Origin of the sequence: Burkholderia sp. Cy-637 (assembly GCF_011753175.1) — a bacterium.
Taxonomy (GTDB): Bacteria; Pseudomonadota; Gammaproteobacteria; order Burkholderiales; family Burkholderiaceae; genus Burkholderia; species Burkholderia gladioli.
Map to the genome: position 1 here is coordinate 1 of NZ_VWWC01000404.1, position 858 is coordinate 858.

Consider the following 858-nt stretch of genomic DNA (forward strand, 5'->3'; position numbering starts at 1 on the left):
TGCGCGAGCGCCTTCGCGGCGGCCAAGCTGGCGCGCGTCGGCCCGCATCTGCCGGATCACGCAACGCTCGACGCGCATGCGGCGCGCGTCGAACTCGATACCTTCACGATCGCGGCCGACGGCGCCGCGCGACCCCGCGCGGGCGGCGCGGCAGCGGAGACATCATGGAAAGACTGATTGGACTGGTGGCGGCGCCGGAGCGCAGCGCCGCGCCGGCAATGGCGGCTCAGGCCCTGCTGCGCGCGGCGCGGCGCCTGGGCGGCACGCTCGAGATCGAGACGCGCAGCGCGCTGGGCATCGGCTCGCCGCTGACGGCCGAGCAGATCGGCGCGGCGCATGCGGTGCTGATCGCCGCCGACGACACGGCCGGCATCGACGAGGCGCGATTCGCCGGCAAGGTGATCCATCGCGTCTCGATCGAGCGAGCGATCCGCGAGGCCGACGAGTTGGTGGCGCGGATCGCGCACGCGGCGGCCGATGCGGGCGGCGCGGTGCCGGCCGCTTCGATGCGTGCGCAAGCAACCGATGCTTCGACACAGTCCGTCGCGAACACGGCCGCGCCGGCGCGTGCACTGAAGATCGTCGCGATCACCTCCTGCCCGACCGGCATCGCCCATACCTTCATGGCGGCCGAGGGGCTCGCGCAGGGCGCGCGCCAGCTCGGCCACGCGATCCACGTCGAGACGCAGGGCTCGGTGGGCGCGCAGAACCGGCTGAGCGAGGCGCAGATCGCCGAGGCCGACCTGGTGGTGATCGCCGCCGACACGCAGGTCGACAAGTCGCGCTTCGCCGGCAAGCGGCTCTACGAGACCGGCACGAAGGGCGCGATCAGCGGCGGCGCCGCGCTGCTCGAACGCG

The 858-nt window shown here is 73.8% G+C and carries 1 protein-coding gene and 1 pseudogene; both read left to right on the forward strand.

Features of this window, described 5'->3' with window-relative positions; genetic code table 11:
* Positions 1 to 177 (forward strand): annotated as a pseudogene (locus tag F3J10_RS36720) (1-phosphofructokinase); the annotation flags it as partial.
* On the forward strand, positions 165 to 858 hold a 694-nt coding region (locus F3J10_RS35865; RefSeq protein ID WP_167244070.1), incomplete at its 3' end, for a PTS fructose-like transporter subunit IIB. The pseudogene F3J10_RS36720 and the gene F3J10_RS35865, both read left to right, overlap by 13 nt.